This window comes from Methylobacterium sp. 37f, from assembly GCF_023093475.1.
Taxonomy (GTDB): Bacteria; Pseudomonadota; Alphaproteobacteria; order Rhizobiales; family Beijerinckiaceae; genus Methylobacterium.
On record NZ_JAGHKN010000007.1, the window covers coordinates 79029 to 105491 of the forward strand.

General features: G+C 69.8%; 21 protein-coding genes. 15 read left to right on the forward strand and 6 right to left on the reverse strand.

The window, feature by feature from the left end:
- Positions 1-137: 137 nt before the first annotated feature.
- Together J7U37_RS06915 and J7U37_RS06920 are read left to right on the forward strand one after the other, a co-directional pair.
- Complete coding sequence (locus J7U37_RS06915; RefSeq protein WP_247635242.1) at positions 138-1433, forward strand: HlyC/CorC family transporter; 1296 nt, start codon at positions 138-140, stop codon at positions 1431-1433.
- Between the two features lie 215 nt (positions 1434-1648).
- Positions 1649-2827, forward strand: a complete 1179-nt coding sequence (locus tag J7U37_RS06920) for a GGDEF domain-containing protein (protein ID WP_247635243.1) — start codon at positions 1649-1651, stop codon at positions 2825-2827.
- A gap of 22 nt (positions 2828-2849) precedes the next feature.
- On the opposite strand, the gene J7U37_RS06925 is transcribed toward J7U37_RS06920, so the two are convergent.
- Positions 2850-3788 carry a peptidylprolyl isomerase gene (locus J7U37_RS06925; protein ID WP_247635244.1) on the reverse strand — a complete coding sequence of 313 codons (939 nt, stop codon included), beginning with the start codon at positions 3786-3788 and terminating at the stop codon, positions 2850-2852.
- 533 nt (positions 3789-4321) lie between these two features.
- Here J7U37_RS06925 and secA point away from each other — a divergent pair.
- The 4 genes from secA (at position 4322) to J7U37_RS06945 (ending at position 9293) form a co-directional block, all read left to right on the forward strand.
- A complete protein-coding gene (secA, locus tag J7U37_RS06930) occupies positions 4322-7216 on the forward strand; it encodes a preprotein translocase subunit SecA (protein ID WP_247635245.1) in 2895 nt (964 codons plus the stop codon).
- 3 nt (positions 7217-7219) lie between these two features.
- Complete coding sequence (locus J7U37_RS06935; RefSeq protein WP_247635246.1) at positions 7220-7672, forward strand: GNAT family N-acetyltransferase; 453 nt, start codon at positions 7220-7222, stop codon at positions 7670-7672.
- Positions 7673-7762: 90 nt separating this feature from the next.
- Complete coding sequence (locus J7U37_RS06940; RefSeq protein WP_247635247.1) at positions 7763-8839, forward strand: cell wall hydrolase; 1077 nt, start codon at positions 7763-7765, stop codon at positions 8837-8839.
- Between the two features lie 172 nt (positions 8840-9011).
- Positions 9012-9293 carry a hypothetical protein gene (locus tag J7U37_RS06945; protein ID WP_247635248.1) on the forward strand — a complete coding sequence of 94 codons (282 nt, stop codon included), beginning with the start codon at positions 9012-9014 and terminating at the stop codon, positions 9291-9293.
- 135 nt (positions 9294-9428) lie between these two features.
- Here the strand turns inward: J7U37_RS06945 and J7U37_RS06950 are convergent, their stop codons facing one another.
- Both J7U37_RS06950 and ispG read right to left on the reverse strand, forming a co-directional pair.
- Positions 9429-11414, reverse strand: a complete 1986-nt coding sequence (locus tag J7U37_RS06950; protein ID WP_056485800.1) for a potassium transporter Kup — start codon at positions 11412-11414, stop codon at positions 9429-9431.
- Between the two features lie 217 nt (positions 11415-11631).
- Complete coding sequence (ispG, locus tag J7U37_RS06955; protein WP_056187816.1) at positions 11632-12939, reverse strand: flavodoxin-dependent (E)-4-hydroxy-3-methylbut-2-enyl-diphosphate synthase; 1308 nt, start codon at positions 12937-12939, stop codon at positions 11632-11634.
- A gap of 346 nt (positions 12940-13285) precedes the next feature.
- Here ispG and J7U37_RS06960 point away from each other — a divergent pair, with 346 nt between their 5' ends.
- From J7U37_RS06960 to J7U37_RS06975, 4 genes are all read left to right on the forward strand, one after another.
- The gene (locus tag J7U37_RS06960) at positions 13286-14398 is read left to right on the forward strand and encodes a patatin-like phospholipase family protein (RefSeq protein WP_247635249.1); all 1113 of its coding nucleotides are present in this window, start codon (positions 13286-13288) and stop codon (positions 14396-14398) included.
- A gap of 107 nt (positions 14399-14505) precedes the next feature.
- The gene (locus J7U37_RS06965; protein ID WP_247635250.1) at positions 14506-15132 is read left to right on the forward strand and encodes a sigma-70 family RNA polymerase sigma factor; all 627 of its coding nucleotides are present in this window, start codon (positions 14506-14508) and stop codon (positions 15130-15132) included.
- A gap of 110 nt (positions 15133-15242) precedes the next feature.
- On the forward strand, positions 15243-16037 hold the full coding sequence (locus J7U37_RS06970) for an anti-sigma factor (protein WP_247635251.1): 795 nt from the start codon (positions 15243-15245) through the stop codon (positions 16035-16037).
- 345 nt (positions 16038-16382) lie between these two features.
- Complete coding sequence (locus J7U37_RS06975) at positions 16383-17339, forward strand: phosphatase PAP2 family protein (RefSeq protein WP_247635252.1); 957 nt, start codon at positions 16383-16385, stop codon at positions 17337-17339.
- Positions 17340-17537: 198 nt separating this feature from the next.
- Here the strand turns inward: J7U37_RS06975 and J7U37_RS06980 are convergent, their stop codons facing one another.
- Both J7U37_RS06980 and J7U37_RS06985 read right to left on the reverse strand, forming a co-directional pair.
- Positions 17538-18335, reverse strand: coding sequence for a TerC family protein (locus J7U37_RS06980; protein WP_247635290.1), 798 nt, complete (start codon positions 18333-18335; stop codon positions 17538-17540).
- Between the two features lie 145 nt (positions 18336-18480).
- Positions 18481-19404: a lipid kinase gene (locus J7U37_RS06985; RefSeq protein ID WP_056187824.1), complete on the reverse strand. Its 924-nt coding sequence runs from the start codon at positions 19402-19404 to the stop codon at positions 18481-18483.
- A 753-nt stretch (positions 19405-20157) separates the two neighbouring features.
- Here J7U37_RS06985 and J7U37_RS06990 point away from each other — a divergent pair.
- The 5 genes from J7U37_RS06990 to panD all read left to right on the forward strand — a co-directional run bounded on the left by J7U37_RS06990 (position 20158) and on the right by panD (position 24518).
- Positions 20158-21012 carry a hypothetical protein gene (locus tag J7U37_RS06990; protein WP_247635253.1) on the forward strand — a complete coding sequence of 285 codons (855 nt, stop codon included), beginning with the start codon at positions 20158-20160 and terminating at the stop codon, positions 21010-21012.
- A 47-nt stretch (positions 21013-21059) separates the two neighbouring features.
- Positions 21060-22346, forward strand: coding sequence for a hypothetical protein (locus tag J7U37_RS06995; RefSeq protein ID WP_247635254.1), 1287 nt, complete (start codon positions 21060-21062; stop codon positions 22344-22346).
- Positions 22347-22464: 118 nt separating this feature from the next.
- Positions 22465-23445 (forward strand): SPFH domain-containing protein, encoded by a 981-nt coding sequence (locus J7U37_RS07000; protein WP_056187830.1) that lies wholly within the window; start codon positions 22465-22467, stop codon positions 23443-23445.
- A complete protein-coding gene (locus J7U37_RS07005) occupies positions 23442-23888 on the forward strand; it encodes an NfeD family protein (protein WP_247635255.1) in 447 nt (148 codons plus the stop codon). Before J7U37_RS07000 ends, J7U37_RS07005 begins: the two co-directional genes overlap by 4 nt.
- Before the next feature lie 168 nt (positions 23889-24056).
- Positions 24057-24518: an aspartate 1-decarboxylase gene (panD, locus tag J7U37_RS07010; protein WP_247635256.1), complete on the forward strand. Its 462-nt coding sequence runs from the start codon at positions 24057-24059 to the stop codon at positions 24516-24518.
- A gap of 19 nt (positions 24519-24537) precedes the next feature.
- Here the strand turns inward: panD and rpoN are convergent, their stop codons facing one another.
- Positions 24538-26100, reverse strand: a complete 1563-nt coding sequence (gene rpoN / locus J7U37_RS07015) for an RNA polymerase factor sigma-54 (protein ID WP_082504127.1) — start codon at positions 26098-26100, stop codon at positions 24538-24540.
- Between the last annotated feature and the right edge of the window lie 363 nt (positions 26101-26463).

Below are 26463 nucleotides of genomic sequence, written 5' to 3' on the forward strand. Positions count from 1 at the left end.
CCCGCGCCGTCGTCGCGGGCGGCTCCGGCGCCGGCGGTCATCGCCCTTGGTTGTCCCTGTTGTGGTCGTCGACGGTTCCGGTCATCGATTCTGGTCATCGGTTCTTCTGGCTCAAACATCCTCCGGCATCGGCGCGCATGGAACCCCATACCGACCTCTGGCTGGCCGCGAGCATCGTGGTCATCTCGCTCCTGCTCTCGGCCTTCTTCGCGGGGGCCGAGACCGCCTTCACGGCCGCGTCCCGGGCCCGGATGCTGGCCCTGGAGAATGCCGGCGACGTCCGCGCCCGCCTCGTCAACACCATCCTGGCGAGCCGCGAGCGCTTCATCGGCGCCATGCTGATCGGCTACAATATCGTGGCGATCGGCGCTTCCGCCTTCACCACCAGCGTGCTCACCACCCTGTTCGGCAAGAGCGGCGTGCTCTACGCCACCTGCGTGATGTCGGTCCTGGTCATCATCTTCGCCGAGGTGCTGCCCAAGACCCTCGCCATCAACAAGCCGGACAACGCCGCGCTGGTCATGGCCCGGCCGGTGGCCTTCGCGGTGGCGGTGCTGGGGCCGGCGGCCCTGGCCATCGAGGCGCTGGTACGCGCCATGCTGCGGCCCTTCGGCATCCGGATCGGCGAGCGCCAGACCATCCTGTCGGCCACCGACGAGATCCGGGGCCAGCTGGCCCTGCTCCACCGCGAGGGCGGCGTCGCCAAGGCCGAGCGCGACATGCTCGGCGGCCTGCTCGACCTGTCCGACCTCACGGTCTCGGAGGTGATGGTCCACCGCACCAAGATGCGGACCATCGATGCCGATCTGCCCTCGCAGGAGATCGTGCGCGCGGTCCTGGCCTCGCCCTACACGCGCATGCCCCTCTGGCGCGGCACGACGGAGAACATCGTCGGCGTGCTGCACGCCAAGGACCTGCTGCGTGCCCTGGATGCCGCCGGCGGCGACGCCTCCGGCCTGCAGGTCGAGGCCCTGGCGCTGGAGACCTGGTTCGTGCCGGACACCACCTCCCTGCGCGACCAGCTCAAGGCCTTCCTCACCAAGAAGACCCACTTCGCCCTGGTGGTCGACGAGTACGGCGAGGTGATGGGCCTCGTCACCCTCGAGGACATCCTCGAGGAGATCGTCGGCGACATCGCCGACGAGCACGACGTGACGGTGTCCGGCGTCCGGCCGCAGGGCGACGGCTCGGTCCATGCCGACGGCAGCGTGCCGATCCGCGACCTCAACCGGGCCATGGACTGGGACCTGCCCGACGACGAGGCCACCACCATCGCGGGCCTCGTCATCCATGAGGCGAGGGCGATTCCCGACACCGGGACCGCCTTCAACTTTCACGGATTCCGCTTCCAGGTGCTGCGCAAGGCCCGCAACCGGATCACCGCCCTGCGCATCACGCCGCTGGGACCCGCCCCGCGCAAGCCGGAGCCGTAAAGCCCGAATCCTGACGCCGGAAATTTGCAACATCCGAAAGGTTTCACGGTCGGGGACCAGGATGTGGGCCGCCCGAAATCCAACGGACCGGGGCCGGCGTCTGGTCCTGCGGACCCTCCCGGATGTAAGGTGGAGCGCAACGGCCGGATTGTCGGCCCTATCGACGGCGCGATCGGCGCTCGTATCAGGAAACGGGCTGGGAACGAGACCGATCGATGCTGCTCGATGCCTCGACCCTGCTGCTGGTGACCGTGATCCTGACCTTCATGGTCGGGAGCCTGTTCCTGCTGTCGTGGAGCCAGGCACGCCACGTCCACGCCCTGGCGATCTGGGGCGTCGCCCACATCACCGGCGCGGTGGCGTCGGCCCTGCTCGCCCTGCGGGGAATCATTCCGGACGGGATCTCGATCGGCGTCGCCAACGGGGTGATGATCGGCGCCTACGGGCTGATCTGGAGCGGCACCCGCGCCTTCGAGGGACGACGGGCGCGGCCGGTGCCGGTGGCGGTCGCGGTGGCGCTCTGGAGCGGCGCCTGCCTGATCCCGGCCTTCTACGCCTCGCTGCCCGCCCGGGTCATCCTGGCCTCCAGCCTCGCCGCCGGGTTCTGCTTCCTGGCGGCGCGGGAGCTGTGGCGGGCGAGGGCCGAACCGCTGGTGTCGCGCTATCCCGGCATCGGCCTGCTGCTGCTCTACGCCATCGCCTACGGGATCCGGGTGCCGCTCGCCCTGGTCGCCCCGCCGCAGGTGGGGCCGAATTCGCTGCAATCGCCCTGGCTGACGATCCTGTGCCTGATCGGCATGCTGTTCACCCTGGCGATCGCCTTCGTGTTCATGTCGCTGACCAAGGAGCGGGCGGAGCACCTCCAGCGGCAGGCGGCGGATACCGACGCCCTTACGGGCGTCCTGAGCCGGCGCGCCTTCGTGGCCCGGGCCGAGGCCGCCCTCATCGAGAGGGGGCCCGCCGTCACCCTGCTGCTGTTCGACCTCGATCACTTCAAGCGCATCAACGACCGGCACGGCCACGCGGTCGGGGACGGCGTCCTCGTCGGGTTCTGCCACGCAGTGACGGCCCTGCTGCCGGATTCCGCCCTGTTCGGCCGGATGGGCGGCGAGGAATTCGCCTGCCTCCTGCGCAACCTCTCGCCGGAGGAGGCCCTGGCCAAGGCCGAGTTCCTGCGCCGCGCCACGGCCCGCATCGCCGTGCCGGAACTGCCGCAGCTCGCCATCAGCGTCAGCATCGGGCTGGCGACGGCGGAGGGGCCGTCCCCCCGCCGAAGCGCCGGGCGTCGGCTCGACGCCCTGCTCAGCCGGGCCGATGCGGCCCTCTACCGGGCCAAGCGCAACGGGCGGGGACGGACCGAGCCCGCCCCGCCCACCTTACGCCGGGTTGCCTGAGGCCCGGGGCCCGCGAGGACCCTTACGGAGCCTTCGGGGCGGGGGCCGGCGGCGCGGGCGCGACGGCCGGGGCGGCGGCGGTGCGCTCGATCTTGGCGCCCTCGCGCAGCTTCAGGATCAGGTCCTGCTGGGCCTTGCGGGTGAGATACTGGTCCACCTGCTCCTTCATCTCGTCGAAGGTCGGGACCGGCTTGGTGCGCTTCTCCTCGAGCTTGATCACGTGCCAGCCGAACTGGGTCTTGACCGGCTCGGACACCTGTCCGGGGCTCATCTTGAAGGCGGCCTCGGCGAAGGGCGCGACCATGCGCTCCCTGGTGAACCAGCCGAGATCGCCGCCCTCGGTCTTCGAGCCGGGGTCCTTCGACACCTCGGCCGCGACCTTGGCGAAGTCCTCGCCGCCCTTGATGCGCGCGGCGATCTTCTTGGCGTCGTCCTCGTTCTCCATGAGGATATGGCGGGCATGCACCTCCTCCTCGGGCTTCATCGCCTTCACGGTCTGGTCGTAGAGGGCCTTGGCCGCCTCCGGCGTCGCCGCCTTCTTGGCCTCGCGCTCCAGGTACTCGTCGAGCAGGAGCTTGTCCTTGAAGTAGGCGAGCTTGCGCTGGAAGTCCGGCGAATCGCCCACCTTGGCGGCGCTCGCCGCCTGGGCGCCGACCTTGAGGTCGATCATGTAGTCGACCAGGAGGTTCTTCTTCTGGGCGTCGTCCACGCCCGGCAGCGACAGGGCCGGGTCCTCGGACGCGATGGCGAGATCGCCCGCCGTGATCGGCGCCCCGTTGACCTTCGCCACCACCGTCTCGGGGGCCACGGGAGCGGCCGGCGCCGCTGACGGCGTCGCTGCGGGCGTCTGTGCTTGTGCCTGGGCCTGGGCCTGGGCGGAGGCCAGGGGCAGGCCGAGGGCGAGGGCCACGGCCCCCGTGCGCAGGAGGCCGGAACGCGAGAGGAACTTGGTCATCGTCATGGAGGCGTCCTTGGGAGCGCCGCCCGCGTCCCGGCAGGCCGGAGGTCGTCGCAGAGGCGGTCGGAGAAAGTCGGTCGCGAAGGTGTCGCGATGGTGAAGTGCGGCGGCAGGCCGCCGCGGTTCTGCCGCGACATCAGGTGGCGCGCGATCCCCGCGATGGCAAGCGCGGTCGTCGCGATGGGAAATCGCGGGCCCGGGGCCGGCCTGACGAATCCGGGCGCACCGGCCCGTCGATCGTCAAGGCACCACGCTCCCCAAGGCTTTTGCCGCGAGGGCGGAAGGCTCCGCCGCGAGGGCGGCCCGGACCGGCCATCACGATGCCGGGAGATCGCCGCACCGGTGACCCGCGCGGATCGAACGGGCCGGTTGCGGCGTTGGGGCCGCTGCCGGTGGCCGAGCGGCGCCGTGGGTGACGGACGGCGCGGGCGGGTCTGCACACGGCCCGGCTCTTTCGGATGCGCCGGTCCGTATTTACCTCTATAAGCCCGGCCAACATTCGCCTTCAGACTTATTCGATCGACCGTAGGTTCACGATGCTCGGTGCCCTCGCCAAGAAGATTTTCGGCTCGTCCAACGACCGGCGCGTGAAGGGCTATCGTCCCCGTGTGGCCGAGATCAACGCCCTGGAGCCGCAGGTCGCGGCGCTCTCGGACGACCAGCTCCGCGCCCGCACTGACATGCTGAAGGCCGAACTCGCCGCCGGCAAGAGCCTCGACGACATCCTCGTGCCCGCCTTCGCCACCGTGCGCGAGGCGGCCAAGCGCGTGCTCGGCCAGCGCCACTTCGACGTGCAGCTCATCGGCGGCATGGTGCTGCACGAGAGCGGCATCGCCGAGATGCGGACCGGCGAGGGCAAGACCCTGGTGGCGACCCTGCCGGTCTACCTCAACGCCCTGTCGGGGCTCGGCGTCCACGTGGTCACGGTGAACGACTATCTCGCCGCCCGCGATGCGGAGTGGATGGGCCGGGTCTACCGCTTCCTCGGTCTCACCGTCGGCACCATCGTGCACGGGCTCGACGACGGCCAGCGGAAGGAGGCCTACGCGGCCGACATCACCTACGGCACCAACAACGAGTTCGGGTTCGACTACCTGCGCGACAACATGAAGTACGAGCTCGGCCAGCTCTCGCAGCGCGGGCACAACTTCGCGATCGTCGACGAGGTCGATTCGATCCTGATCGACGAGGCCCGCACCCCGCTCATCATCTCCGGCCCGGTCGACGACCGCTCCGAGCTCTACGTCTCGGTCGACGCGCTGATGCCCCACCTGGAGCGCGAGCATTACGACCTCGACGAGAAGCAGCGCACCGTCTCGCTGACCGAGAGCGGCAACGAATTCGTCGAGGACCTCCTGCGCGGGGCCGACCTGCTCAAGGAGGGCGACCTCTACGACGCGCACAACGTCAGCCTCGTCCACCACGTGAACCTGGCGCTTCGCGCCCACACCCTGTTCACCCTGGACAAGGACTACATCGTCAAGAACGACGAGGTGGTGATCATCGACGAGTTCACCGGCCGCATGATGCAGGGCCGGCGCTACTCGGAAGGCCTGCACCAGGCCCTCGAGGCCAAGGAGCGGGTGACGATCCAGCCCGAGAACCAGACGCTGGCCTCGATCACGTTCCAGAACTACTTCCGTCTCTATTCGAAGCTCGCCGGCATGACCGGTACGGCCTCGACCGAGGCCGACGAGTTCGCCGAGATCTACAAGCTCGAGGTGGTCGACATCCCGACCAACAAGGAGGTCGAGCGCGTCGACGAGGACGACGAGGTCTACCGGACCGTCGATGAGAAGTACCAGGGCATCATCGCCGAGATCGGCAAGGCGCATGAGCGCCACCAGCCGATCCTGGTCGGCACCGGGTCGATCGAGAAATCGCAGCACCTCGCCGAGATGCTGGTCAAGGCCGGTTTCCGCCAGCTCGACTACTCGGACCCCAACGCCCTGACGGATGTCTACGCCGCTGCCCGCGAAGGCCGGGTGACCAAGCGCTTCGCCGTGCTCAACGCCCGCTTCCACGAGCAGGAGGCCTATATCGTCGCCGAGGCCGGCGTGCCCGGCGCCATCACCATCGCCACCAACATGGCCGGGCGCGGCACCGACATCAAGCTCGGCGGCAACGTCGAGATGCGGGTCGAGAAGGAACTGGCGGGCCTGCCCGAGGGTCCTGAGCGCGACGCGAAGATCGAGGCGATCAACGCCGAGATCGCCGAGAACCGCGCCAAGGTGCTGGCCTCCGGCGAGGCGGCCGACCCGGCCGCCGGCCGTAAGACCGCCCTGCCGGGCGGCCTCTACATCATCGGCACCGAGCGCCACGAATCCCGCCGCATCGACAACCAGCTGCGCGGCCGCTCCGGCCGCCAGGGCGATCCGGGCCGCTCGAAGTTCTACCTGTCGCTCCAGGACGACCTGATGCGGATCTTCGGGTCCGACCGCATGGACGGCATGCTGACCCGCCTGGGGCTCGAGCAGGGCGAGGCGATCATTCACCCCTGGATCAACAAGGCGATCGAGAAGGCGCAGCAGAAGGTCGAGGCGCGCAACTTCGACATGCGCAAGAACGTGCTCAAGTACGACAACGTCATGAACGACCAGCGCAAGGTCGTGTTCGAGCAGCGCCGCGACTTCATGGGCCAGGACAGCGTGCGCGACACCGTGGACGAGATGCGCCACGGCGTCGTCGACGACCTCGTGGCCGTGCACGTGCCCGAGAACGCCTATGCCGAGCAGTGGGACATCGAGGGCCTGCGCGAGCGGGTGCAGTCCCTGCTCAACCTCGACGTGCCGGTCGAGGACTGGGCCAAGGAGGAGGGCATCGCCGACGAGGAGATGCGCGACCGCCTGCGCCAGGCCGCCGACGAGGCCTATGCCCTGCGCACCGAGAAGAACACGCCCGAGGTGATGACCTATGTCGAGAAGCAGGTGCTCCTGCAGACCCTCGACCATCTCTGGCGCGAGCACCTCGTCACCCTCGACCACCTTCGCCAGGTGGTGGGCTGGCGCGGCGTCGCCCAGCGCGATCCCCTCAACGAGTACAAGTCCGAGGCCTTCGAGCTGTTCAACGGCCTGGTCGCCGCCCTGCGCGAGCAGGTCACCCAGCAGCTCTCGCGCATCGAGATCATGTACGAGGGCGCGGAGGGTGGCGCGGCGGAGGATCCCTTCGCCCAGCCCGCCCTGCCGCCGATGTTCGGCCAGCATCTCGATCCGGTCACCGGCGAGAACGAGATGGCCTCGTACGGCACCGGCAGCGACGGCGGTGCGGGACCGGCCTACGGCTACGCCGCCCGCGAGCTGTCCGCCGAGGGCGCCGTGCTGGAGCGGGACCCGCAGGATGCCTCCACCTGGGGGCGCGTCGGCCGCAACGAGCCGTGCCCCTGCGGCTCGGGCAAGAAGTACAAGCACTGCCACGGCACGCTGTCGGCCTGAACCATGTCTGACGCCGACACGTCCCAGCGCGACCCCTCCCGGCGCCACCCCTCCGGCGTCGTCTACGGCATCGAACCGAACCTCGACGCGGCGGAATTCCGCCGCGTCCTCGTCGAGTCGGGCCTCGCGCCCCGGCGCCCGTCCGACGACCTGCCGCGCCTCGCCCTGATGCTGGAGCGGGCCGATCTCGTGGTCACCGCCCGGCGCGACGGCGCACTGGTGGGGATCGCGCGCACGCTCACGGATTTCGAGTTCTGCGCCTACCTGTCGGACCTGGCGGTGAGCCGCTCGGTGCAGGGGCTCAAGATCGGCCAGGGCCTCATCGCCGCCACCCGTGCGGCCGTCGGCCCGCGGGCGTCGCTGCTGCTGACGGCGGCCCCGGACGCCATCACCTTCTACGATCACATCGGCATGCCGCGCGTGGCCGACGCCTTCCGCTACGACCGCGAGGCCTGACCCCACCCGCTCCGTTCTCCGCTTGCCCGAAAACGAACCCATTTGGCAGCCAAGCCACATGGACAAGCTTGAGGGAGCGAACGGACCGGCATGCAGGGATTCCAATCGGCGAAGACGTTGCCTGTTCTTGGGCTCATCCTGGCGGTCCCGGGTCTCGGCGGGTGTAATACCTACGGGCCGACTTCCGGAGGGACGGGTACGACCCTCGCCGCCAAGCCGGTTGCCGTCACCGACGAGGAGCGCGACTGCCTCGGCCGCGCCATGTACTTCGAGTCGAACCGCAGCGATTCCGAGGGGTTGCTCGCGGTCGGAACGGTGGTGATGAACCGGCTCGAAGCGGCGGCTTTCCCGAATGGCGGCATCTGCTCGGTGGTCGGCCAGCCCCGGCAGTTCGCTCCCGGCGTGCTGACGAAGAAGATGGACGAGCGGAGCCTGCAGAAGGTCGCCGAGGTGACCGATGCGGTGCTGGACGGCAAGCGCCACCCCAAGGTCGGCCGGGCGATGTACTTCCACACCGCCGGTCTGCGCTTCCCCTACAACAACATGCACTACGTGGCGGTGGCCGGCGGCAACGCCTTCTACGAGAAGCGCAAGCCCGGCGCCGTGGCGCAGGCCGCCCCTCCGACCGCCCTGGCCTTCGCCGCCGCCGAGCCGCCCGCGACGCCGGTGGCGACCTCCCCGACCCTGGTCGTACCGCCGGCCATCGCCCCCTCGGCCGCCGCCAGCCCTGCGCTGTCCGCGAGCCCTGCTGGAGCACCCAATCCTGCCGAGGCCATGAGTTCTGCTGGAGCCATGAATTCTGCTGGAGCCATGAGTTCTGCCGAAGCCATGAGTTCTGCCGCCGTTGCCGGTCCTGCGTCGGCGAGCCCAGAGGCCGGCGCCAAGACCGGGCACACGACTGCCGCGTCCAAGACTACCAACTCCAAAACCACCAACTCCAAGACCACCAACTCCAAGACCACCAACTCCAAGACTCCCAACTCCAAGATCGCCAACTCCAAGATGGTCGCCTCGAAGACGGCCGCCTCCAAGGACACCCCGTCCAGGACGCCCGAGCCCAAGGCCGTTGCGAAGGCGCATGGCGCGCGAAACCGGCTCGCCCTGACCCCGGCCGCCCTGGCGCCCGAGCCACCCCCGCCGCCGGTCCTCAACCTGCCCCGGCCGTAATCGGGGTCTCGCCCGCCCGAGGACGCATGGCGAAGCCGACCGGGGCCTGAAACCGCGCCGGTTCCGGCGCGCCCGTGCTGCTTTCGGTCGCGGGGATCGGCGGGGGCCTGCACCCTATCTGAGATCAGGCTTCTCCCTCTCCGCAGGCCTATCCCAGCAGGTCCCGATGAACATGCTTCAGCCGGTCGCCAACCTCGCAACGGCGTGCACGCGCGTGGTTGTCCGTGCCCTCACTCGGGGCTTCGATGCACTGACAGGCTTGGTCGGCCGCCTGAACGATCGCGTCGAGGCACGACTGCGCGATCGGACACCGCTGCTCAGGGCCTATTACGCGCGTCCGGCCCATCGGCTGGCCGCGCCGCTGCCCGACCTCGGCGGGCCGATCGACTTGGCGCTGCGGGGTGGCATTCGCGAGACCGGTCCGGGCCGAACGACGCAAGCCTCGGCGCCGTAATCCTCTGCCGTGACCTCGGCCCGGTGCCGCGACCGGGGCCAACGCTTTCGCGCAGCCCGGTCGACGCTTCGTCCGGATGCCCGGAACCCGCCCGGCGCGGCCCCCCGGACTTGGAAGCCCCGGTCGGCGCGTTCCCTAGACCGTCACCTGCGTTCCCACCTCGACCACGCGGCCGGTGGGGATCTGGAAGAAGTCCGTGGCGTCGTTGGCGTTCTTGGCCAGCGTGATGAAAATCCGGTCCTGCCACAGGGGCATGCCCGAATGGGCGGCCGGCCGGATCGAGCGGCGGGACAGGAAGAACGACGTCGCCATGATGTCGAACTTGAAGCCCTGCTTGCGCAGCAGCGTCAGGGTCCGGGGGATGTTCGGCGTCTCCATGTAGCCGAACTTCATCACCACCTTGTGGAAGTGCGGGCCGATCGGCTCGATGTGGATGCGGTCGGATTCGGCGGCGCGGGGCGTGTCCACGGTCTCCACGGTGAGCACCACGTTCTTCTCGTGCAGCACCTTGTTGTGCTTCAGGTTGTGCAGCAGGGCGGCCGGGGCGATGTAGGGATCGCTGGTGAGGAACACCGCGGTGCCGCGCACGTGATGCGGCGGGCTCTTCTCCAGCATGCTGACGAGTTCGGTCAGCGGCACGTCGGTCTTGCGCGTCTTGTTGATCAGGATGCCGACGCCGCGCACCCAGGTCCACATCATGACCATCAGGGCGCCGGCGAACAGCAGGGGCACGTAGCCGCCCTCGAACACCTTCAGCATGTTCGACAGCAGGAACAGGAACTCCACCGCCGCGAAGGGCAGGATCGCGAGGCCGGCGGCCCAGGGCGACCATTTCCAGGTCTTCCACAGCACCAGGAAGGCGAGGCTCGCGGTGATCAGCATCGTGCCCGTCACGGCGATGCCGTAGGCGGAGGCCAGGGCCGCCGAGGAGCGGAACAGGATCGCCAGGATCACCACGCCGACCATCAGCAGCGCGTTGATCTGCGGCAGGTAGATCTGGCCCGAATGCGATTCGGAGGTGTGGCGGATCTCCAGGCGCGGCAGCAGGCCGAGCTGGATCGCCTGGCGCGACAGCGAGAAGGCGCCGGTGATCACGGCCTGGCTCGCCGTGACGGTGGCGGCGGTGGCGAGCAGCACCATCGGCAGCAGGCCCCATTCGGGCACCAGCTGGAAGAACGGATCGGTGGTGTCGGGCTTCGACAGCACCAGGGCGGCCTGACCGAAATAATTCAGCACGAGGCAGGGGCCGACGAGGCCGAGCCAGGCGATCTGGATCGGGCGGCGCCCGAAATGGCCGAGATCGGCGAACAGGGCCTCGGCTCCCGTCACGGCCAGGAACACTGCGCCGAGCGCCACCAGGGCGCCGGTGCCGTGCCCAAGGAGATAATGCACCGCGTAATACGGGTTGAGGGCCCAGAACACGTCGGTGTTCGCCAGGATGTGGGGCACGGCGGCGAGCGCCATCGCGGCGAACCACACCACCATCACGGGGCCGAAGAACGAGGCCACCTTGCTGGTGCCGCGCACCTGGATGAGGAACAGCGGCACGATGATCGCGATCGTGATCGGCAGCACGTAGGAATCGAAGGCCGGGGTGACGAGCTTCAGGCCCTCCACCGCCGAGAGCACCGAGATCGCCGGCGTGATGATGGCGTCGCCGTAGAACAGCGAGGCGCCGAGCAGGCCGAACATGAACACCACGCGGGAGCCGCCGAGCGCACTGCGGGCCAAAGCCATCAGCGAGAGGATGCCGCCCTCGCCGTTGTTGTCCATCCGCAGCAGGATGACGACGTACTTGATGGTGACGATGAGGACGAGCGCCCACAGGATCAGCGAGGCGACGCCCAGCACCTCCTCGCGCAGGAGGATGCCGTCGGCCCGCGCCGAGACCAGGGCCTCGCGGAAAGCGTAGAGCGGGCTGGTCCCGATGTCGCCGTAGACCACCCCGACGGACCCGAGGACCAGCGTCCACAGGCCCGCCGGGCCGTGGGCCCGTGCGGTCTCGGGCGAGGCCTCACCGGCAGGCGAAGCCTCGCCGGCGGGAGAAGGCCCGGCGGCCGGAGGTGCTCCGGCGCCATCGGGTTTGGCGGCGGGCGCGCTCGAAGGGGCGGTTTGCGTCATTCGGCTCGATCGAGGCTCATGGCGAGCCCAACGTCCCGCGGCGCGGGTTGGGTCGCGCGCGGGAACGCCGGGGCCGGCCCGACGGGGTCGGGCGGCGGGGGACGGTCGCGTTCACGCTATCATGCGGCGCAGTACGCGAGAACGGCAACCTGGGACCGGTTGCCGTTCGTCGGAGTTCGGTCCGGACAGTGTCCGGGGATCTTTGCGCGTCCGGCCGCTACTCGGCGGCGGTGCGGGCCCCGTTGCCGAAGCGCCGCTCGATGTAATCGGTCACCACGGTCTCGAAATCCTTGGCCAGGGTTGGCCCGCGCAGGGTCATGGCCTTCTTGCCGTCGATGAAGACCGGCGCCGTCGGGGTCTCGCCGGTGCCCGGCAGGGAGATGCCGATATCGGCGTGCTTCGATTCGCCGGGGCCGTTGACGATGCAGCCCATCACCGCGACGTTGAGACCCTCGACGCCCGGATAGGCCTTCTTCCATTCCGGCATCGAGGTGACGATCCAGTTCTGGATGTCGCGGGCGAGCTCCTGGAACGTGGTCGAGGTGGTGCGGCCGCAGCCCGGGCAGGCGGCGACGAGGGGCACGAAGGTGCGGAAGCCCATGGTCTGCAGCAATTCCTGCGCGGCCTTGACCTCCACCGTGCGGTCACCGCCCGGCTCGGGGGTGAGCGAGTAGCGGATGGTGTCGCCGATGCCTTCCTGCAGCAGCACGCCGATGGCGGCGGACGCCGCCACCAGGCCCTTCGAGCCCATGCCGGCCTCGGTCAGGCCGAGATGGATGGCGAAGTCCGAGCGGCGCGCCACCTCGCGGTAGACCGCGATCAGGTCCTGCACCGCCGAGACCTTGGCCGACAGGATGATCTTGTCCTGCGGCAGGCCGAGTTCCACCGCACGCTCGGCCGAGCCGAGGGCCGACTGGACCATGGCCTCGCGCATCACCGCGCGGGCGTCGATCGGCCGGGGCGAGCGGGCATTCTCGTCCATCAGGTGCGTGAGCAGCGCCTCGTCGAGGGAGCCCCAATTGGCGCCGATGCGCACGGTCTTGTTGTAGCGGATCGCCTGCTCGATGATGGTCGAGAACTGCGTGTCCTTCTTCTCCTTGAAGCCGACATTGCCCGGGTTGATCCGGTACTTGGCCAGCGCCTCGGCGCAGGCCGGATGGTCGGACAGGAGCTTGTGGCCGATATAGTGGAAGTCGCCCACCAGCGGCACGTGCACGCCGATGCGGTCGAGGCGCTCGCGGATCTTCGGCACGGCGGCGGCGGCCTCGTCGCGATCGACGGTGATGCGCACGAGTTCCGAGCCGGCCCGGGCGAGCTGGGCCACCTGGGCCACGGTGCCGTCGATGTCGGCGGTGTCGGTGTTGGTCATCGACTGGACGACGATCGGCGCGCCGCCGCCCACCGTCACGGCGCCCTCGCCGGCCCCGATGGTGACGCCGACCGTGCGGTGCCGGGGGCTCGGTCCTGCGATCTCGGGGCCGGTGCCGCTGATCGGGTTGGCGGGGGTGGCGTCCATGATGTCCATCGTTGACTGTGCGCTCCGAGGAACGTCCGCCGGCGACCGGAGGCCGTCGACCGGGCCGGGCCGGGCGGCGGCCCGACGCCGCTGACAATACGCCCTCGATCGTTTAGCTGAGATGACGGCGGGCGGGCGTCAAGTCCGCTGCGTCACCCGAAGACCGGACGGCGCAGCGAACGCGCTGATCGTATTCGGCTTCTCCCATGTCCCATCCCGGCGGCGATGTCGAGGTTCGGGGTCGGTGTCGGGCAGCAGGCCTGCGCGCCGGACAGGGAACCGCCGCGTGTTCCAACGTGTTTGTGGCCTTGCGGCATCATATATTGCGGTGCAACATTCACGTCTGGAGTTCGCCATGCTCGATCCGCACCAGGAGCCGTCGATCGATTCGCTTCCCGATGTTCCGGTCGCGAGCGATCTGCCGATGCAGCCGGCCGTCGCCACCCGGGTGATGGCGGGGCCGCGCGCGGAGAAGACGGTGGCGCTGGCGCTGCAGGGCGGCGGGGCGCATGGGGCCTTCACCTGGGGCGTGCTCGACGCGCTGATCGAGGATGGGCGGCTCGGCTTCGAGGCGATCACGGGGGCCAGCGCCGGGGCCATGAACGCGGTCGTGATGGTCGACGGCTGGCTCGAGGACGGGCCGGACGGCGCCCGCCGCGCCCTGGAGCGGTTCTGGCGCGAGGTCAGCCTCGACGGCGACCTGTGGCCGGCCCAGCGCCGCGCCTTCAGCGGCCTGTTCGAGTTCTGGTCGAACAGCCCCGTCGCCGAATTCTGGGCCCGGGTGCTGAAGACCAGCCCCTACACGTCGAACCCGCTCAACTACAATCCGCTGCGCAAGGTCCTGGCCGCCCAGGTCGATTTCGAGCGTCTGCGCGCGGCCGAGACCGCGGCCGTGTTCGTGTCGGCCACCAACGTGTGGACCGGCAAACTCGCGGTGTTCGAGCGCGCATCGCTCAACGTCGACCATCTCATGGCCTCCGCCTGCCTGCCCACGGTGTTCCAGGCGGTGGAGATCGACGGCGTCCCGTACTGGGATGGCGGCTACCTCGGCAATCCGCCGCTCTATCCCCTCTATCGCGGCGCCGAGACCCGCGACATCGTCCTGGTGCAGATCAACCCGGTGGAGCGCCGCGAGACCCCGCGCACCCCGCAGGAGATCCAGGACCGCCTCAACGAGATCACCTTCAACGCCAACCTGATGCGCGAATTGCGGGCCATCGACTTCGTCGACCACCTGATCGCAGAGGGCGTGCTCGGGCGGGGCGAGTACCAGTCGCAATACGTCCACCGCATCGACGGCACCGGCGCCCTCGACGAGTACCAGGCCTCCTCGCGCCTCGATGCCCGCTGGCGGGTGTTCGAGCGCCTGCGCGACAAGGGTCGGGGCGCGGCCCAGGCCTGGATCGCCGAGAACTACGAGCAGATCGGCCGGACCTGCACCCTCGACCTCGAGGCGACCTATCGCTGAGGCCCTGAGGCTGGGGCTGAGGCGCCTTGCGCCTCGGGCGTGAGGATTTCGTCCCGCCCCGGTACGCCGGGCGGGATTAAAACGGCCTTCGCGCGCGTTATCCCCTCATGACGACCGAACCGAACCGGCCCGGCCCGACCGCCATCGTCGATCTGCTCGTTCCGCTCAGGCGCTACGCCCGCGCCCTGACGCGCGACACCCTGCGGGCCGACGACCTCGTGCACGATGCCCTGGTGCGCGCCCTCGAATCGGGGCAGGCGGCCCGGCCGAACACCAATCTGCGGACCTGGATGATGACGGTCCTGCACAACGTCTTCATCGACGACCAGCGCCGGAAGCGGGTCGAGGCCCGCCACGCCGACACGCTGGTCCAGATGAGCGAGGACATGGCGCCCCCGGCGCAGGAGGCGCAGGTCCGCCTCGCCCAGATCCGCCGCGCCTTCCTCACCCTGCCGGAAGAGCAGCGCGCCGCCCTCCACCTGGTCACCCTGGAAGGCATGGCCTATGCCGACGCGGCGGCCGTCCTCGGGATTCCGATCGGAACGCTGATGTCGCGCCTTGGCCGGGGCCGCGCCGCCCTGCGGGCCTTCGAGGAGGGCGAGCGCCAGACCAGCGGGGTCGCCGAGCGGCGCCAGCGCTTGGCCGCCGAGCGTCCGCGCCTCCGCCTCGTTGCGCAGGACGACGCGGACGAGACCGATTTTCGCCGGACCGGCCGGGCCGTCGGCGACACCTGACCTTCGAAGCGAATCGGGAGGAGCGGCCAGACGGTGCCGTGTCCGCCCCCAGCGTGGCCGGGACGTCTTGTCCAGGGACGCGCCCCCTGTATCTGACCGGAGTCGACGCCATGAACCAGACCGCGATGATCGATCCGATTACCGACGACGACCTCACCGCCTTCGTCGACGGACAGCTCGACGGATTGCGCCGCCTCGACGTGGAGGCGCATCTGGCGCGCAATCCCGAGACCGCCGCGCAGATCATGGCCGAGCTGCATGACCGCGACGCCCTGCGGCAGGCCTTCTCCGTCCAGCCCGGCCCGGGCCCCGAGCGGAACCGGGCAGCCGCGCGCCGCCTCGACCGGTCCCTGGCGTGGCGCCGGTTCGGCGACCGCCTGCGCCGGGCGGCCGTGATCGCGCTCCTGGTCGGCACCGGCTGGCTCGCCCATTCCGATGGCCCCTTCCTCGGCGTGCCGGACACCTTCGCCTCCCCGGTCGATCCGGCCCTGATGGCGGATGCGCGCCACGCCCGCGAGGCGGCGCAGGTGCGCGCCCGGATCGCCGCGCAGCGGGCCGATCAGGCCCCGGCCTACGATCGCGCCGGCATCGCGGCCGCCACCGGCATCGCCCTGCCGGACCTGCCCGCCGGCTGGACCGTGCGCGACGTGCAGATCGTGCCTGCCCGCAACGGAACCGGCGTCGAGGTAATGATTGACGCGGGCGCCCTCGGCGAGGTTTCCCTGTTCGCCACCCGCGGTTCCGACCGCGGCGTCGCCCCGAGCGAGATCACCAGCCCGGGTGACGGCGAGACCGCCTACTGGACCGCCGGCCACTCGGCCTATGCGCTCAGCGGTGGCCACGATCATGCCGGCCTGGAGAGCGCAGCCCGCAGCCTCGCGGATCGCACCGCCACCAAGCTCTGAACCCGGGGCGGTCACCCAAGACGATCCGTCACCCAAGTCTGTCCGTCAGCCAAGACGATCTGTCAGCCAAGACGATCCGTGGAGGCCGGCACCGGAGGCCGGCCGATCGCCCCCGGGGTTTCGTCGCGGGCGCGGGACCCTACCAGCCTTCGAGACAGCCCGCCGACACGGTCCCGGGGATCGGCCTTGGCCGCCGCCGCGCCGATGTCGCCGCACGGCGAGATTGTTCAGGAAACAGGGCGCGGTTCGGTCGACGTTCAGGTCAGGAATGCCACATGCCTGTTGTCTGGGAACCCTATAGGCCCGTGGCACTTGCTGTGTTCTGACCTCCGACCCGAGATGCCGATGGCCCGCCTGTCTCTTCTCCTGACATTTGCCGCGGCCATGCCTGCGGCCATGCTCGCCACGCTGCCGGTGGGCGTTCTGGCCCAGACCGCACCGGGTCAGCCTGCTCCTCCTCAGACCTCTCCTGTCCCCACTTTTCCCGCCACCACTGCTCCTGCGCCGAACAAGCCGGCCGAGGCTGCCCAGAAGCCCACCTCGGCCCCGGCCGTTTCCGCCGCTCCCCTGACGCCGGGCAAGCCCGCGCGGGCGCCCTACCTGTCGGATGCGCAGGCCCCCGACACCGTGGCGATCCTCGGCGCCCCGCCCCGGGGGCAGTCGGCGGCCGAGGCGGCCGACAAGGCCGCCTTCGTCGCCACCCGCGCCCTCAAGGGCACCCCACGCTGGGCCCTCGCCACCACGGATGTGGCCGATGGGGCCTCCGCGATCCTCGACGATTTCGCCTGCGTGATCGGCCAGCGCATCGAGCAGTCGCGCGCCCCGGCCCTCATGACCCTGATGGAGCGTGCGCGCCTCGACATCGCCCATGCCACCCGGGCGCCGAAGCTGCATTACCGCCGGCTGCGCCCCTTCGTCGGCAACGATGCCGAGATCTGCGTGGTCCGCACCTCCGAGCTGGGCAACGCCTTCAGCTTCCCGTCCAGCCACGCGACGCAATCCTGGACCTATGCGGCGATCATGGCGGCGCTGATGCCCGAGAAGGCGACGCAGTTCTTCGTCCGCGCCCGCTCGTACGGCGAGAGCCGCATCGTCTGCGGCCTGCACTGGGCCAGCGACATCGAGGCCGGCCGCACCGCCGGCAGCGCGGTCTTCGCCGCGCTCCAGGGCGATGCGACGTTCCGGGCCGATCTCGAGAAGGCGCGGGTGGAACTCGGCAAGCTCCTGGCCTCGGGCGGTGCCGCTCCGGATCAGGCGGTCTGCGCCCGCGAAGATGCCGCGGCGCGCGAGCCCATCCTGTAGTCCGCGATTCCATCCTGTAGGGCAAAAACCCAGGTCAGGACCTTTCCGACTGGGTTGCGGCGGGCGTGCGATCTCGGCGATCCCACCGTGTCGGACGTCGACTCACCCTCGATAGGCTCTGTCGTAAACGCCGAAGGGCCCGGCCGGTTTTCCGGTCGGGCCCTTCGAGTTTTCCCGTGAAACGTTAACCACGTTCGATCAGGCTTGGCCCCCGTCCCGCTTGAGGGGGCGGCCTGCCGGCGAGCTGGAGGTCGTGGTCGAAGATGGGCCGCGTCGCCGCCGCCGGGCCAGCATGTTCAATCCCTCCACGCCGGCCGAGAACGCCATGGCGGTGTAGATGTAGCCCTTGGGCACATGGGCGCCGAAGCCTTCCGCGATCAGCGTCATGCCGATCATGATGAGGAAGCCCAGGGCCAGCATCACCACGGTCGGGTTGGCGGCGATGAAGCGCGACAGCGGATCGGCGGCCAGCAGCATCACCGTCACGGCGGCGAGCACGGCCACCACCATGATGGGAACATGCTCGGTCATGCCCACCGCGGTGATGATGCTGTCGATGGAGAACACCAGGTCGAGGACCAGGATCTGTCCGATGGCTGCCGTGAAGCCGATGGCGGCCTTGCCCCCGAGGGTGTCATGCCCCTCCGGCTCCGGATCGACGGTGTGGTGGATCTCCTTGGTGGCCTTCCACAGCAGGAACAGGCCGCCCGCGATGAGGATGAGATCCCGCCAGGAGAAGCCCTTGCCGAAGACCTTGAAGACCGGCTGCGTCAGGGCGACGATGTACGCGATGGTGGCGAGCAGGCCGAGGCGCAGGATGAGGGCGAGGCCGATGCCGATGCGCCGCGCCTTCTGCTGATGCTCGGGCGGCAGCTTGTTGGTGAGGATCGAGATGAAGATGAGGTTGTCGATGCCGAGCACGATCTCCATCACCACCAGGGTGGCGAGGGCCGCCCAGGCGGTGGGATCGTTGGCGAGTTGAAGCAGGCTGTCCACGTTGGCCTCGTCGAGTCGGTCGGGCATGGCCGCGGATCGGTTCGCGTCGCGGAATGCCCCGGGAGAGGGGAGGGGCCGGCTCGGCCCCCGGAAGATTTCGAGAAGGGGCCATCGGCCCCGGGACGCCCTCCGCAGGTCTGCGCGATCAGGCCGGGAGGTCGGCGTGGTCCGCCGGCACGCCGGGTCGCTCGGCCGGCGCCGGGCTGAAGATCCGCACCGCCCTCGGCACTACCTTGAAATGGGCCGGCGTGTAGGTCGACAATTCGCCGTCGGTGTTCACTGGGCGCGGCTTCTTGGTCTTGACCACGATCTCGGTGGTGCTGAAGGCCCGCACGTCGGCCGCCTTGCCCTGGGTGCCCTTGCGCAGGGCCGGCAGCAGCATCAGCAGCCGCCACCAATGGGCGACCTCGAGGCTGTAGAAGTCGAGCTTGCCGTCATCGACGGTGGCCGTCTCCTCCACGGTCATGCCGCCGCCGTAGTGCCGGCCGTTGCCAACCGAGACCTGGATGGTGCGTACCGTCTCGGTCTGGCCGTCATGCTCGATATAGACCGTGAAGGGCCGCATCCGCCGCAGCACGCGGATCGCCGCGATGCCGTAGCCGAGGGTGCCCCAGGTCTTCTTCGATTCGGCCGTGAGGTCGCCGGCGAGATCCGCCGAGAAGCCGATGCTGGCGACGTTGAAGTAGTAATGCCCGTTGACGCAGCCGAGATCGGCGGGCCGCGCCTCCGCCTCCGTGATCAGGCGGGCCGCCTCGACGGGATCGACCGGCAGTCCGAGCGAGCGGGCGAGATCGTTGGCGGTGCCGAGGGGCAGGATGCCGAGGGGCAGGCCCGTCTCCACCAGGGCGGGAGCGGCCGCGTTGAGGGTGCCGTCGCCGCCGCCCAGGATGACGAGGTCGCAGCCGGCGGCGTGGCGCTTGATCACCGCGGAGCAATCGGCGTCGCCCGGCGGCTCGTAGGGCTCGATTCCCCCGGCACGCAGCACGTCGCGCACCGCGTCCAGGGAGAAGCCGCCGTTGCGAGCCTTCGGGTTGACGAGAAGAAGCGCCTTGCGGGACGGCGCGCTCATCGGAGCGCTCCCATCCGGCGCGACTGGGCTCGGCCCGGCAAGGTTCGGCCCGGCAAGGTTCTGCCCGGCTCAGGATCGTGGGGAAGACCGGGACCTTGAAGACAACGATGAACCATGAGGTCTGAAACCCTCCGGTGCGTTCGCGCCGCGTCAGCGCAAAAGCATGGAAGGGTCCGACATCACGGTCAACGCCTCGACCGCCAGAGGGGCCCGGACCCGCACCACAAGTTGGGCGCAGGCTTGGCAATGACAAGAGCCCCGGGCGATCACAAGAGTCCCTGCCGTCACAAGAGCCCCCGCCATCACAAGCCCCCCATCACAAGAGCCCCGGCGATCGCCAGAGCCCGCCGATGCCGCGTGCCCCCAGGCCGATCGGACGCCGGTGCGGGCCGGTCCGGTGGAAGCGGGACCGGATCGCCGGTCGATCGATGCCCGCAATCCCCGCACCCTTCCACAGGGACTGATGGAAACGGGGGCCAACCGGCGGCATGTGGCGCCGGGTTCAGGGAAACTTAGCGGGCGCACCCGACGTTTCATTTCGGTCGACCGGTCCGACACCCGCCTTTCCGAAATCCAGGCCGCGACCCCGGTGATGATGCCATGCGCCACGGTCCACGCTTCCACGGAATCGGCTTCGGCCGACGCGACGTTCCCGGACTCGATTCGGGCCGGCATGATCTTTTCGGTCGGCATGATCTTTTGGGTCGGCATGATCTTGTGAGTCGACTCGGCCTGCTGTCGTCGGCCGTGCTGATGAGCGCTGCCTTTTCCCTCGGACCTGCCCAGGCCCAGAGCCGTCCGGGCTGGGTCGATCCGCCGGCACGCCAGCCGGCACAGGCCGAGACGCCGGTCGCCGACAAGCCTGCATCCGGGAAAGCGGGAGTCGGAACCTCCTCGGCCGGGACCTCCTCGGCCGAGACACCGACCCTCGCCGACACCCCGCCCTCGGCGCGGGCGCAGGCGGCGGCACCCGCCCGGGACGGCACCCGGTCCGAGCGGACGCCGATGGCCTCGCCGCGCCGCCGCCTCGCCGCGCCCGCGCCCGAGGGCCGGCGCGCGCCCCGGATGCGCGAGAGCCGATCCGCCTCCGATCGCCTGCACATTCGCCCGCGCCTCGCCGAGACGCCGATGGCGTCTCCGGCCATCGATTCCGAGGCCCGCTTCCCCGAATGGGCGATCGCGGCGACCCGCCTGACCGAGCGCTACCTCGACACCGTCTCGGCACCGGGTGACGCGATGGTGTCCGCCGCGCCCCGCTTCTACGCGGAGCGCGTCCGCTTCCATGGCCGCACCGTCTCGCTGGCGGCCCTGATGGCGGAGAAGCGGCGCTTCGTCCGGCGCTGGCCGGAGCGGCATTACGCGACGCAGGGCGGCACCACCCGGACGGCCTGCCACGCGGCCAGCGCCACCTGCGTCGTCCGCACCACCTTCGATTTCCGCGCCGACAATCCGGCGCGCGGCGTGCGCTCGCAGGGCGTGTCCGAACTGACCCTCACCATCAGCTTCGCCGGCGAGCGCCCCCTCATCGTCGCCGAATCGAGCCGGGTCGTGCGCCGCTATGGTGCCGGGCCGCAGAGCGCTATAGCGGGGGCTCCGCGCGGTGCCTGAAGCCGGCTCGCCGCGGGCGATGCGTCATGTCCGGAGTTGTTCGCGTCTTGGATGAACGAAATCCACCCTCGCCGGTGTCGAGCGACGCCCGACGGGATGCGACGAATCCGGACCGCGCGGCCCTGCGCGCCGGGATCGCGGACGAGATCGCGCGCCAGGGCGTCCATCCGGTGGCCGAACGGACGCTGGCCCTGCTGGCGGAAGCGGCGCTCGTCGCGACCCCGGCGCCCCCGGGCTACCGGGTGATCGACCGGACCGGTGCCCCGCGCCACATCACCGACCCCGACGGCAATCCGGTGCCGATGGATGTCGCGGCCCTGTTCGCGGAATTCCGGGAGCGTCATCCCGCCCTGTTCCGACCCGTTCCCGAACCGGAGCCGGAGCCGGAGCCCGTCGTGGTTCCGCCCCCGGATGTCCGGGCCGCGACCGCGCGATTCGTGGCGGCGCAATCGGTGCGCGTCCGCGCCCTGGCGGATGGGGCGGCCCGGCGCGGTCGCACCCTCGGCGCCGCGTTCGGCGGTCGGCTGGCGACGCTGCGGCGTGATCGGGCGGCGCGTTTCGCGTCGGGTGACGCGACCTCGGCGTATACCAGCGCGTCGGATTCCGAGGTCGATGCCCCGGTCCCAGTCCCGGTCCCTACCCTTGCGCCGGGCCGGGCCGGCCTCGTCGCGGACCGGGTCCGGGACGGCGCGCGCCGCGCCGGCGGCTACGCCCGCGGCCGGATCGCCGACAACGCGTCCCGCCTGCGCGAAGTCACCCGCGACCGCAACGTCCTGCGGGACGCCCTGTCCCGCCCCGCCCTGCTGCTCGGCATCGGCGCCATCGCCCTGGTGAGCCTGGCCGCCCTGCTCGGTGGACGAATCACGGCCCCCGATACCGCGCCCTCCGACGCCCCGCCCGTCGAGGCTGGAAGCTCCGCGCAGCCTCCCTCCCAGACCTCCGCCGCGACGCCGTCGCCCAGTGCGCCGGACATGAGCCCGGCCCCGGCCGAGGAGGCCCCTCCGAAGCGGACCGCCACCAACGAGATCAGCGGTCCGGTGGAGGTCATCGACACCGCCACCCTTCGGGTCGGCGGCAAGCTGGTGCGGCTGTTCGGGGTCGAGTGGGTGCGCGGCGGACAGGCCGACGAACTCATCCGATATCTCGCCGGGCGCACCGTGACCTGCCAGCCGGTGGCCGGCAGCGAGGCCCGGCTCTGCGCGGTGGACGGGCGCGACCTTTCGGAGGTGGTGCTGTTCAACGGCGGTGGCCGCGCCTCCCCCGAGGCGACCCCCGACCTCGTGGCGGCCGAGGATCACGCCCGGGCCGAACGTCTGGGCGTCTGGGCGCGCTGACCGCGATCCCCGACGGCGTGCGACGAACCGGCTGGTTCGTTCGCCACCAGCGTTTGCTTCCGCTTGCGTCCACCGATCCCGGCGGTCTCAATGTCGGCGGGAATCGGGGGCTTGAAGAATGGATCTGTCAGTGGGGGTGAGCATCGCGGCGGTGGTGCTGGTGGCGCTTGTCGTCGTCACGCTCGCCATCGGCATCAACATCGTGCCGCAGGGCCACGTCTACACCGTGGAGCGGTTCGGCAAATATCATCGCAGCCTGGAGTCCGGGCTCGGGCTGATCGCGCCCTACGTCGAGCGCATCGGTCGGCGGGTCAACGTGATGGAGCAGGTCATCGACGTGCCGAGCCAGGAGGCCTTCACCCGCGACAATGCCGGGGTACGGATCGACGCGGTGGTCTTCTATCAGGTGCTCGATGCGGCGCGGGCCTCCTACGAGGTCTCGAATCTCGAAGTCGCCATGATGACCCTGACCATGACCAACATCCGGACGGTGGTCGGTTCGATGGACCTCGACCAGTTGCTCTCCCACCGCGACGAGATCAACGAGCGCCTGTTGCGGGTGATGGATGCGGCGGCCTCGCCCTGGGGGGTGAAGATGACCCGCATCGAGATCAAGGACATCGTGCCCCCCGCCGACCTGGCCGGCGCCATGGCCCGCCAGATGAAGGCCGAGCGCGAGAAGCGCGCCTCGGTTCTGGAAGCGGAAGGCCACCGGCAGGCGGATATCCTGCGCGCCGAGGGACGCAAGCAATCGGCGATCCTGGAGGCGGAGGGCCGCAAGGAGGCGGCGTTCCGCGATGCGGAGGCGCGCGAGCGCGGCGCCGAGGCCGAGGCGCGGGCGACGCAGCTCGTCAGCGAGGCCATCGCCAAGGGCGACATCGCGGCGGCGAACTTCCTGGTGGCCGAGAAGTACGTGGAGGCGGTGAAGGCGATCGCCACGGCCCCGAACCAGCGCGTCGTGGTGGTCCCGATCGAGGCGGCAGCCCTGGCCGGCACCCTCGGCGGCATCGCAGAAATCACCCGCAGCGTCTTCGGCGAGGGCGCCCAGGCCCGAAAGAGCACCGGCTTGCCTCCGAATGTCGGGGGGGCCGGCCGATGATCGCCGCGTTCGTGGCAGCGATCGGGCCAGCCTGGACCTGGATCCTCATCGGCCTCGTGCTGATGGGAGCCGAGCTCATCGCATCCGGCGTGTTCCTGCTCTGGCTCGGCCTCGCAGCCCTCGTCACGGGCCTGCAGATCCTCCTCGTGCCGTTGCCCTGGCAGGGCCAGCTCCTGCTGTTCGCCGCATTGTCGGTGGCTTTCGCCGTGGTTGCGAGCCGCCGCACCCAGGCCGGCGCCAATGCCTTGAATCAGGGCGCTCAGGGCCTCCTCGGGCGCGACTACCCGCTCGCCGCCGCCATCGTCGATGGCGAGGGGCATATCCGCGTCAACGACACGCTCTGGCGCGTCGCGGGGCCCGACGCGCCCCTCGGCACGCGGGTCCGGGTGACGGGGGTCGAAGGCACCCTGCTCACGGTGGTGGCTCTCCCGGCCCCCGTGTGACGCGGCTGTGCTTTGCGCCGGCTGACGGGGGCGTTCCGGCGTGTTCCGGTTTGCCTCGGGGTTGCCTTTCGTCGGCCAGCCCACTCATGAAGCCGAAGCTGGCGTCGGTCGGGCGCAAGAGCCGCGATGGCTGCCCGGCGCAGCCCGATACCTAAAGGAACCCGAGCAATGCAGAGTTTCGTCCGCGCCAAGCTGCACGGCATCAGGGTCACGGGGGCCGACCTCAACTATCACGGCTCGATCACGCTGGACGCGGATCTCTGCCGGGAGGTCGGGCTCGATCCCCTCGAGTTCGTCGAGATCTGGAATAAGATGTCGGGCGCACGGATCAGCACCTACGTCATCTACGGACCGGCCGGCTCGGGCTGCTGCATCCTCAACGGCGCGGCCGCCCGGACCTGCCAGGTCGGCGACGAAATCATCATCGCCTCCTCGACCTATGGCACCGTCGACGACGTGATGGCGCGCAAGCCGCAGGTCCTGATCTTCGGAGACGGCAACACCGTCACCGATCGCGTGGTCTACGACGTCTTCCGCGACGCGGAGGGACGCATCGACATGCGGATCATCGAACCGTCACAGGACGCCTCAGCGAAGCCGCAGATCGCGCATCGTATCCGGTTCACCTGAGGGCCGCGGAGCCCGCGCCTCAGCGCCCCGCATAGGCAAAGTGCTCGCGCCGGCGCTCGATCGAGGAGGGAATTCGCAGAGATTCCCGGTATTTCGCCACGGTACGGCGAGCGATGTCGATGCCTTCGTCACGGAGCTTCTGGACCAGGGCATCGTCCGACAGCACGTCGCTCGGGGCCTCGCCGTCGACGAGTTGCTTGATGCGATGGCGCACCGCCTCCGAGGAATGAGACGCGGTGCCGGCCGCGCCCGGAATCGCCGCGGTGAAGAAGTACTTCATCTCCAGCGTGCCCCGGCTGGTGCCGATCGACTTGTTGGAGGTCACCCGCGAGACGGTGGATTCGTGCATGCCGATGGCCTCGGCCACGGTCTTCAGGTTGAGCGGGCGCAGGTGCGCGACGCCGTGCAGGAAGAAGGCATCCTGCTGGCGCACGATCTCGGAGGCGACCTTGAGAATGGTGCGGGCCCGCTGCTCCAGGCTACGGGTCAGCCAGTTGGCGGTCTGAAGGCATTCCGACAGGAAGGCCTTGTCGCCCTCGGCGGCCGCTCCGCGTGAGACGCGGGCATAGTAGCTCTGGTTGACCAGGACCCGCGGCAGCGCCTCGGCATTGAGTTCCACGAGCCAGGAGCCGTCCGGCGCGGCGCGCACGAACACGTCCGGGATCAGCACCTCGACGGCGCGGGCCCCGAAGGCGCGGCCGGGCTTGGGATCGAGCCGGCGCAGCTCCGCCAGCATGTCGACGAGATCCTCGTCATCGACGCCACAGAGCCGACGAAGCGCCGCGAAATCGCGTTTGGCCACGAGGTCGAGGCGCGAGACCAGCGCCTGCATGGCGGGATCGAAACGGTCGCGGTCGCGCAACTGGAGTGCGAGGCATTCGGCGAGATCGCGCGCAGCGATCCCCGCCGGCTCGAAGCTCTGGACGAGCTTCAGCACGCGGGCGACCCGGTCAAGCGAGGCGCCGAGGCGCTCGGCCACCGCGTCGATCGATTCGCGCAGGTATCCGGCATCGTCGACGGCGTCGATGAGAAATCCGCCGATCAGGCGGTCCATCGGATCGCGGGTGGCGAGGTCGAGCTGGGCGCCGAGATGTTCGCGAAGAGAGACCTCGGCGGTCAGCGTCGCCTCGAAGTCGGGGGCCTCCCCCTCGAAGCTTCCGCCGGTGTTGCCGTAGGGAGCCGGCGTCAGCGAGAGCATGTCACCGGAGGCCGCTTCGCGCGCATGGCTCGGATTCTCGTCCGAGAAGACATTGTCGAGGCGGGTGTCGAGGGCACTTTCCATGTCGGCGCCGCTCGCCGTCAGCGTCGTGGCGATCCATGGCTCGTCGCCACCGTCGTAATCGCCATCCTCGCCATCTCCGGCCCGATCGACGGAGGATTCGGAAGGTGTCTCACCGGGGGGACGTTCGATCTCGGCTTCGCCCTCGGCGCGTTCGAGGAGAGGATTGCGCTCCAGTTCGGCATCCACATAGGCGGCGAGATCGAGCTGGGACAGTTGGAGGAGCTTGATCGCCTGGAGAAGCTGAGGCGTCATCACCAGGGCTTGGCCCTGGCGCATTTCCAGCCGTTGCAGCAGACTCATGGTTGTGGCCCCGGAGTGAGTCGCGCCTTAGGCCAGCCGCGCACGTCGCCGTGAGCCCCGCCTCGGCACAGATCTTGCTTCCTTTTCGCAGTTCCCAGGTGTAGCGCCAACCCGAGCACACGTCAAAGCGTGCCGGGGAACATTTGCTCGCAAATTAGGCACGTCACCGAAACACCACAGGCGTCCGACGCTCCGGCGAGGGCTGAACCTCGCATTGTGCACGCTAACAAAAGCTTGTTGCGATAGGGAAAGTCGGCGTCGCGCCAGACCCGGGCCGAATTGGTCCCGCCACGGGATCGGGTGAAAAAATCTGCGGGAGATGCCGGCGGCATCTTGTTCTGCCGGCCAATCGCGAAGGGCTCA

Excerpts from the sequence above, each read along its gene's own strand:
- J7U37_RS06915 (WP_247635242.1), top strand. The coding sequence starts at position 138 with ATGGAACCCCATACCGACCTCTGGCTGGCCGCGAGCATCGTGGTCATC.
- J7U37_RS06920 (WP_247635243.1), top strand. The coding sequence starts at position 1,649 with ATGCTGCTCGATGCCTCGACCCTGCTGCTGGTGACCGTGATCCTGACC.
- J7U37_RS06925 (WP_247635244.1), bottom strand. The coding sequence starts at position 3,788 with ATGACGATGACCAAGTTCCTCTCGCGTTCCGGCCTCCTGCGCACGGGG.
- secA (WP_247635245.1), top strand. The coding sequence starts at position 4,322 with ATGCTCGGTGCCCTCGCCAAGAAGATTTTCGGCTCGTCCAACGACCGG.
- J7U37_RS06935 (WP_247635246.1), top strand. The coding sequence starts at position 7,220 with ATGTCTGACGCCGACACGTCCCAGCGCGACCCCTCCCGGCGCCACCCC.
- J7U37_RS06940 (WP_247635247.1), top strand. The coding sequence starts at position 7,763 with ATGCAGGGATTCCAATCGGCGAAGACGTTGCCTGTTCTTGGGCTCATC.
- J7U37_RS06945 (WP_247635248.1), top strand. The coding sequence starts at position 9,012 with ATGCTTCAGCCGGTCGCCAACCTCGCAACGGCGTGCACGCGCGTGGTT.
- J7U37_RS06950 (WP_056485800.1), bottom strand. The coding sequence starts at position 11,414 with ATGACGCAAACCGCCCCTTCGAGCGCGCCCGCCGCCAAACCCGATGGC.
- ispG (WP_056187816.1), bottom strand. The coding sequence starts at position 12,939 with ATGGACATCATGGACGCCACCCCCGCCAACCCGATCAGCGGCACCGGC.
- J7U37_RS06960 (WP_247635249.1), top strand. The coding sequence starts at position 13,286 with ATGCTCGATCCGCACCAGGAGCCGTCGATCGATTCGCTTCCCGATGTT.
- J7U37_RS06965 (WP_247635250.1), top strand. The coding sequence starts at position 14,506 with ATGACGACCGAACCGAACCGGCCCGGCCCGACCGCCATCGTCGATCTG.
- J7U37_RS06970 (WP_247635251.1), top strand. The coding sequence starts at position 15,243 with ATGAACCAGACCGCGATGATCGATCCGATTACCGACGACGACCTCACC.
- J7U37_RS06975 (WP_247635252.1), top strand. The coding sequence starts at position 16,383 with ATGGCCCGCCTGTCTCTTCTCCTGACATTTGCCGCGGCCATGCCTGCG.
- J7U37_RS06985 (WP_056187824.1), bottom strand. The coding sequence starts at position 19,404 with ATGAGCGCGCCGTCCCGCAAGGCGCTTCTTCTCGTCAACCCGAAGGCT.
- J7U37_RS06990 (WP_247635253.1), top strand. The coding sequence starts at position 20,158 with ATGAGCGCTGCCTTTTCCCTCGGACCTGCCCAGGCCCAGAGCCGTCCG.
- J7U37_RS07000 (WP_056187830.1), top strand. The coding sequence starts at position 22,465 with ATGGATCTGTCAGTGGGGGTGAGCATCGCGGCGGTGGTGCTGGTGGCG.
- J7U37_RS07005 (WP_247635255.1), top strand. The coding sequence starts at position 23,442 with ATGATCGCCGCGTTCGTGGCAGCGATCGGGCCAGCCTGGACCTGGATC.
- panD (WP_247635256.1), top strand. The coding sequence starts at position 24,057 with ATGCAGAGTTTCGTCCGCGCCAAGCTGCACGGCATCAGGGTCACGGGG.
- rpoN (WP_082504127.1), bottom strand. The coding sequence starts at position 26,100 with ATGAGTCTGCTGCAACGGCTGGAAATGCGCCAGGGCCAAGCCCTGGTG.